Below are 7,059 nucleotides of genomic sequence, written 5' to 3' on the forward strand. Positions count from 1 at the left end.
CTTATTTTCTACTTAAAATAAGAGGAGTGATCCGTCCCAATGAGAGTTCGATTGGTTTAAAACCTACAACCTAACCTATCTCATAAAAGAATCCCACGAATTTATATGTGGAGGATCAAGAGTAGACTTGAGAATAAGCTACATGATAAAAAGCTCAAGACCAAAATCAGTCCTGAGCTTGCTTGTTTTCAATAATTGTAATCATACGGAGAGGACGGACTACAGCAGTAAATCCACCGACAACGTAAACGCGGGCGACCATAATATTCTCCTTCATATCCTTGGATCTGTTGACCTCCTGGAAAAACTCCTGGCACTATACGATTTTCAAAAGCATTAGGTTGATAATTAGCATAGACGAAAGGTTCATGAGGGTATTGAAAATGCATTAAATTCCATCTCCTTTTGTTTTACTTGTAGAACTAGTTATTCATCACAATACCACTATATTCTTTAAAGATTGCTTTGGATGTGCATATACCTAAGGAAATGAGCCTATTTACATGATTAGCTTTTTTCTGAAAAAGCAAGAAGTTGATCCAATCATAATAAATAAGCAAGTGAGATCAAGCTTTGCATTAAAAATGACTGTTTTTATAGGAGAATCAAAATTTTTTAAAATTATAAATTTAATGTTCATAATAGCAAAATTAACTTAATTCCTCAGTTCGATGAAAAAAACTTCCACAAGTTGCTCAAGCTTTTGCAAGTAGTTTTTTTCAAGAGCTGGCTGCACCGCTTTTAAAGATAAAAGGGCACTTTCAATCAGAAATTTCCGTGGGTCTTTTGAATGCAATAGCTCATCTTGAATGAAGTCCAGCAACTCCATATATTTTTTCTGTTCACCCTGATGGTTCAGCGCTTTTTTTAAAGATAATACAGTATGATAAAGCTCCTGCTGAAACGCCAGCTCCGCTTTTTTACAGTCAGGCAGCCAGCGCTCTAAAAGCTCAGGCTGTACTAATTGATCACCTGATTTTGCAACTTCGTCAACCATCCCGACTACTCGTTCTACACTATAGCGGACCACTTGATGGACGCTATAAGTTGATCCATATGCCAGCTCATGATATTTAAGGTTTTGTTGCAGAATCCCCATAAACATGATGGCACAATCTAACAAATAGGGCTTTTTACTTTCACCAAAAATATCGCTAAACCGCTGGTACAACCAGCGAAGCGTTCTCAATTGACCTTGTTTTATAAACTGTTTAAGCTCTGGATCATTTGAAAAAAACACTTCTTCAAAAAGGGAAATTAACTTATTTGTTCGATTTGTCTTCAATTGCAATTCAATCTGCTTAATGAAGATGTCAATATTTGAAGGATCCTGGCCTATTAGCAATTCGTTCCTGCTTTTTTCCATTTTCTTGTAAATCATTTTAAAAAGAGCGATTAATAACTCATTTTTAGAAGAAAAATAATTATAAAACGTTCCTTTGGAAATTCCGCTGTAGTCCAAAATATCTTGAATGGACGTGGCTTGAAACCCTTTATCAATAAATAATTGGTGTGCCATTTCAATAACGTGCTGTTTCCGGTCGTTCATCTAATCACCTTTATTTAAGTTGGACTTCCTGTATAAAAATCATCGTACATTATTTTCTCCTTTTATACAAACCCATAAAATAAGGGTTTATTTTATTGCAGAATTTGTACTGTTGGTATAGTATATTGTTTATGTGTAACAAGAGTATAAAAAAATGAACTAAACGTCTACAGGAGGAAAACAATGGTTCATTCCATAAATAAGAATGGTCGTCCGCCATACGGGATTCTCGCTGTCCTGATGGTTGGCGCTTTTATTGCATTTTTAAATAATACATTATTAAATATCGCACTGCCGTCGATTATGACGGACTTGGAAGTTGATGCATCGACCGTGCAGTGGCTCACTACAGGTTTTATGCTGGTAAACGGGATTATGATTCCAACCACAGCTTTCTTGATTCAAAAGTATTCGGTTCGCCGTCTGTTCCTAATAGCGATGGGCTTATTTACAGCCGGGACGATTATCGCCGGTATTGCCCATGCATTTCCGGTTTTATTAATTGCCCGGATGGTCCAGGCTACGGGAACAGCGATCATGATGCCGTTATTAATGAATGTGATGCTAATTAGCTTCCCGGTCGAAAAGAGGGGAGCAGCGATGGGCGTTTTCGGTTTAGTCCTAATGTTTGCACCAGCGATTGGTCCGACTTTATCAGGATGGATCATTGAACATTACGACTGGAGAATGCTTTTCCACTTTGTAACGCCATTTGCAGCATTAATTCTATTGAGTGGCATCTTCTTGCTTAAAGATAAAAAAGATAAAGTGGATCTTCGTCTTGATTTTGTATCACTTTTGCTGTCAAGTGCAGGATTTGGTGGTTTGCTGTATGGCTTCAGCTCTGCCGGCTCTAAAGGCTGGGACAGCCCACAAGTGTATGGAACCCTATTCATTGGAGCCGTTTCATTGGTCGTGTTTATTTTACGTCAATTGATGCAAGATCGGCCGATGTTGAATTTCCGGATCTTTAAATACCCAATGTTCGCTTTATCATCGGCCATTTCGATGGTCGTTACAATGGCGATGTTTTCTGGTATGCTGCTTACACCGATCTATGTGCAAACGATACGAGGGATTTCCCCACTTGATGCGGGCCTTATGATGCTGCCTGGTGCCATTGTAATGGCTGTTATGTCACCCATTACCGGCAGATTATTTGATAAATTTGGCGGTCGTATGCTGGCGATCATCGGCTTAAGCATTACCGTGGTAACAAGTTATTATTTCAGTAGGTTGACATTTGAGACGACCTATACACAGTTAATTCTTTTATATACTGTCCGGATGTTTGGGATGTCAATGGTAAATATGCCGATTACGACCAATGGTTTAAATCAATTGCCGGCTCGCTTCTATCCGCACGGTACAGCCATGAACAATACCCTGCAGCAGGTCTCCGGTGCGATTGGAACGGCTTTGTTGGTCACGGTTATGTCAATCCGCACAGAAACGCATGCGGAAGAACTCGCTGCTTCTGCCATGAAAAACTTGACAGGACAACCAACACCAGCTGCACTTGCTGAAATGAAACAACAGATCACAATGAAAGCCATGTTGGAAGGAATTAATGATGCATTCTTTGTGACAGTTCTTATTGCAGGCGTTGCTCTTGTTCTTGCTTTCTTTATCAAGCGTGCAAAACCAGCAGAAGATATAATAGAAGGAACAGCTTCCGGGAGCAAGGTTGGAAATAAGCTGGTGGAGAATTAAACCGCTGTATTTTTGCATGTGATCACTGCTTGTGCTTTAGCATCTTATCGAACATTGATAAGAAGCTTTTGTTATGCGGGATACCGACTAAACTACCACGGTACCATTTTCCTGTTTGTCCCCAAATGAGTTTAGCCTAACTCCATAAGGTGAAAAAAATGAATGTAGTTTTAAATTCCTCTAGGGGAATAAAATTCATTCACTATGGAGGGGAAATTTATGCAGCTTGATTTGAAGTCAAAGTTACTGACTGGCGGACTGGCGATGGCTTTAGCCTTGGGTCTGACTGGATGTGGCAGTGAGCAAGAACCTCCACCGGAAGAGCAACAGGATATGCAGGACGAACAACAGCTCCAACAAGATGAAAAAGAAGCTATGCAAGAGGATCGGGAAAACATTAAAGAAGCCGAAAAAGAGTTGCAAGAAGAACATAATGATGTAAAAACAGAACACCCGGAAGTAGAAAATGCACCGGCTGAGCCAGATGAAGAGGATGTACAGGAACAATCGGAGAATTATGCTGGTTAGTTGATACGCCAATGCAGAAAAATAAAATAAGATCGTTTGAAGACCAGCCATTTGAGCTGGTTTTTTAGTGGATCGAAACAAACTAAATTTTTTGAAATAAACAAAGCAAGGTTCTGAGTACAAACTATCGGATAGGTTTAAAATGATGTCGTTTACACATCCTAACATTTGGAGGTGACAAAATGGATCCAAATCCAAATCAGCAAAATAACAACAATCAAAATAATGATGCGATGACCGACATACGACAAGGGTTTATCGAAACATTTGGTGAGGCTGCATCAGAAGCAAATATCAGCCTGGATAGCGATCGAATCAATCCGAAAAGGAATGTGCTTGATAACAACCAATAATATTTAAAAATGCCTTTATTGGCGTTTTCTATTTCAACCGCGTATAAAATGAGGTGTTTTTAATGGACAGCATGAAGGTAAGATATCAAATCAAAAATTTGTATCTGAAAGTGGGCAATGTGACTCGTGATAATGAGAGCTACGTTCTTTTAAAAGCTTTTGACGATAGTAACAATGAAATTGTATTAGAACTTACACATGAACAAGCTGGATTTCTTGAAGATCAATTTTATGAAGCAAATCGCCGCTGGGAGGATCGTATTTCTACAAACGCACCTGTATCGGATTCTGAATTACCACCCTATGTGTTTGAGTTCAGCGATGAATATAATGGGGAACAGTATACTCCTTAAGTGGTGTTTTGACAGACATAATTATAATCTGAGTGTATTGCAGCCAGCCAATACACTCTAGTTTGGCTTTTCATGCCATGACACAAGATAACAGGTTTCATTATATATAAAAACCCAATTATAAAATTGGGCTGAGCTATTACGTTTTCTTTTTTGAGTTGTTCTTTTTTGGGCTTCTGACATCGGGTCTCACAGGTGTCAGTTCTTCTGCCGCTTCAGTTTGAAAGCGACTATTGTTCAGAGTTTCATTTTGTATCCCGGCAGTTATTTCTCTTCTATCCGCACGTCCTGGTACAATACGATGATACAAATATTCAAAGAATGTGATCACGGCGGCGGAAAATAAAGAAGCTGTAAAGAAATCGTCCCCATATGCCATATTTGTGCTCATAAAGTAAATGACAATAAATGCTATCCCAAAGTCGGCTAGCGAAGCTGATAAATTATTTGTTCTCCGCAATATAAATAAATCACCCAGAATATAACTTAAAGCAGTGAACACAACTGTTATGATCAGAACTTCCGTAAATCCTAAATTGTAAAATAGCCCAAGAATAAGACCAAGAATAATAAGCGTCGCAATAAACTTGATCGAAATCGCCAAAGCATGCCGCATTTTGCCACAACTCCTTTTTGAGTTTATTTTGCTCGTCCTGTTTCAAAGTATACTCAGGAATCTTAGATGCAGGAGACCCGATCCGACCAGTTTAAATTTTTCGATAACTTCGCTCTATTGAAGAACATTATTGAATTTCCTCATTGAATAATGAAGAAGTTTAACTGCAGAAGGAAATCTAAAATAAGTGAAGAATTTTATTTATATGCATTGAACATTAGTAGCGTTTTGGGGGAAGAACTGTGAACGTAGAAATTAAATTAGGAAAAAGAGAAGATATCGCCACTGCCTATAAACTAATGTTAGAAGCCTTTGAAGAGTATCGATACCTTGAGATACCTTCTAGTGCATTGAATGAATCAGAAACGTCCATAGAAAACTCATTTATGAATGGTGCTGAAAAAATTTTATTATGCTTTTTGAATGGAACACCTGTTGGCACGCTAAGATTCAGTACAAAACTGCAATCCTTATATTTTTCACGAGTATCAGTTCCACCTTATGCACGGGGGAAGGGGCTGGCCAAGGCAATGTTATTGTGGCTGGAAAATTACGCGATAAAAGATGGTAAAACGAAAATCGAATGCAGGGTAAGAATGTCCTTACCTAAAAATATTCGATTATACGAGTCTATCGGTTACAAATTGCACAAAGAGGAAACGGTCACGAATCCTAATGGCTTTCAAGTAAAAACTGTCATAATGGAAAAATTAATCAAATAGCAATCTTGATTATATCCCATGGGCAAGAATAAGGTATGCATGTTAAAGCAGTATAGTTTACAACGCTGCATCAGCAAGACGGTTAATGTGCTGCTTTTGTCTAATAGTGATGAACTAGAGTGCGGATGCAGACAAATCAATTGTCTTCAGATGTTCTATACTCTATATTAAGTGTTACTAAACGCAATTTTGGTAAGAGAGGATGATATTAAATGGAGCTTGGTATAAAAAATAAAACTGCACTTGTGACTGGCGGCAGTAAGGGGATCGGGAAAGCCATTGCCATCGCGTTAGCAGCAGAAGAAGCAAATGTCGTCATTTGTGCACGCGGTGAAGAAGCATTGAATGAAGCTAAGCACGAAATAGAGCAGAATGGTGGGAACGTACTTGCCATTCAAGCAGATTTATCGAAACAAGAGGATGTTGATCACCTGGTTTCAGCAGCCATTGATCGTTTCCACACGATTGACATTCTTGTCAATAATGCGGGGATTGCCAGTGGATTTGATGAGTTCGAATTCCTGGAAATCGAGGATTGGCAACGTCTTTTTGATATTAATCTTTTTGGGACAGTGCGTGTCACAAAAGCGGTGATCCCCTATATGAAAAAGGCAGGCAATGGACGTATTATCAATATTTCTTCAGAATCCGGTGTTCAGCCTGATCCATTCATGCCTCATTATAATGCGTCAAAAGCGGCTCTGATCAATTTTACGAAAAGCTTGTCAAAAGCATATGCGGACCAGGGAATTTTAGTCAATACCGTATCCCCGGCATTTATCATGACACCAATGTTGGAGAACTTGTTAAAAGATAATGCCAAAAAGCAGAACATCAGCTATGACGAAGCTGTTCAGCAATTTCTGAAGGAAAACCGTCCGCATGTAGAAGTGAAACGGCCAGGCACAGTCGAAGAAGTCGCATCTGCGGTTGTGTACCTCGCTTCAAGCCAGGCCGGCTTTATTAATGGAGTGAACCTTCGTGTTGATGGCGGGTCGGTAGCGAGCCAATAAAAACAAAGAGAGGGATATAAGCGTAAAAAGAACTAGTAGATCATCAAGCTTTAATCTGTGGGTAAAGCCTTTTTAATTTGATCCTTGCTTCTTCAGTTGTGAATTGCCAATCCACTCCTTTTTGCTGGTTGTTACGTTCCTGCTCCCACTCCGTCAGTTCGCTGGCCAGCTCAGCTGTCGAGGGAATACGGCGACCCAGGCATTGCCTTGTC

8 protein-coding genes are annotated in these 7,059 nt (G+C 39.3%); 6 read left to right on the forward strand and 2 right to left on the reverse strand.

The window, feature by feature from the left end; translation table 11 throughout:
- Positions 1–655: 655 nt before the first annotated feature.
- Positions 656–1,549, reverse strand: coding sequence for a TetR/AcrR family transcriptional regulator (locus CU633_RS02760; RefSeq protein ID WP_101658206.1), 894 nt, complete (start codon positions 1,547–1,549; stop codon positions 656–658).
- A 183-nt stretch (positions 1,550–1,732) separates the two neighbouring features.
- On the opposite strand from CU633_RS02760, the gene CU633_RS02765 reads away from it, so the two are divergent.
- The 4 genes from CU633_RS02765 (at position 1,733) to CU633_RS02775 (ending at position 4,496) form a co-directional block, all read left to right on the forward strand.
- Positions 1,733–3,262: a DHA2 family efflux MFS transporter permease subunit gene (locus CU633_RS02765; RefSeq protein ID WP_101658207.1), complete on the forward strand. Its 1,530-nt coding sequence runs from the start codon at positions 1,733–1,735 to the stop codon at positions 3,260–3,262.
- A 219-nt stretch (positions 3,263–3,481) separates the two neighbouring features.
- The gene (locus CU633_RS02770; protein WP_101658208.1) at positions 3,482–3,790 is read left to right on the forward strand and encodes a hypothetical protein; all 309 of its coding nucleotides are present in this window, start codon (positions 3,482–3,484) and stop codon (positions 3,788–3,790) included.
- Between the two features lie 182 nt (positions 3,791–3,972).
- A complete protein-coding gene (locus CU633_RS22675) occupies positions 3,973–4,143 on the forward strand; it encodes a hypothetical protein (protein WP_180954835.1) in 171 nt (56 codons plus the stop codon).
- Positions 4,144–4,205: 62 nt separating this feature from the next.
- The gene (locus CU633_RS02775; protein WP_101658209.1) at positions 4,206–4,496 is read left to right on the forward strand and encodes a hypothetical protein; all 291 of its coding nucleotides are present in this window, start codon (positions 4,206–4,208) and stop codon (positions 4,494–4,496) included.
- A 139-nt stretch (positions 4,497–4,635) separates the two neighbouring features.
- On the opposite strand, the gene CU633_RS02780 is transcribed toward CU633_RS02775, so the two are convergent.
- A complete protein-coding gene (locus tag CU633_RS02780) occupies positions 4,636–5,112 on the reverse strand; it encodes a DUF2512 family protein (RefSeq protein WP_101658210.1) in 477 nt (158 codons plus the stop codon).
- Positions 5,113–5,354: 242 nt separating this feature from the next.
- On the opposite strand from CU633_RS02780, the gene CU633_RS02785 reads away from it, so the two are divergent.
- Both CU633_RS02785 and CU633_RS02790 read left to right on the forward strand, forming a co-directional pair.
- Positions 5,355–5,834, forward strand: a complete 480-nt coding sequence (locus tag CU633_RS02785; protein WP_101658211.1) for a GNAT family N-acetyltransferase — start codon at positions 5,355–5,357, stop codon at positions 5,832–5,834.
- A gap of 212 nt (positions 5,835–6,046) precedes the next feature.
- A complete protein-coding gene (locus tag CU633_RS02790) occupies positions 6,047–6,847 on the forward strand; it encodes an SDR family NAD(P)-dependent oxidoreductase (RefSeq protein WP_101658212.1) in 801 nt (266 codons plus the stop codon).
- Positions 6,848–7,059 lie beyond the last annotated feature (212 nt).

It is taken from the genome of Bacillus sp. V3-13, from assembly GCF_002860165.1.
In the GTDB taxonomy this organism is placed as follows: Bacteria; Bacillota; Bacilli; order Bacillales; family Cytobacillaceae; genus Bacillus_BJ.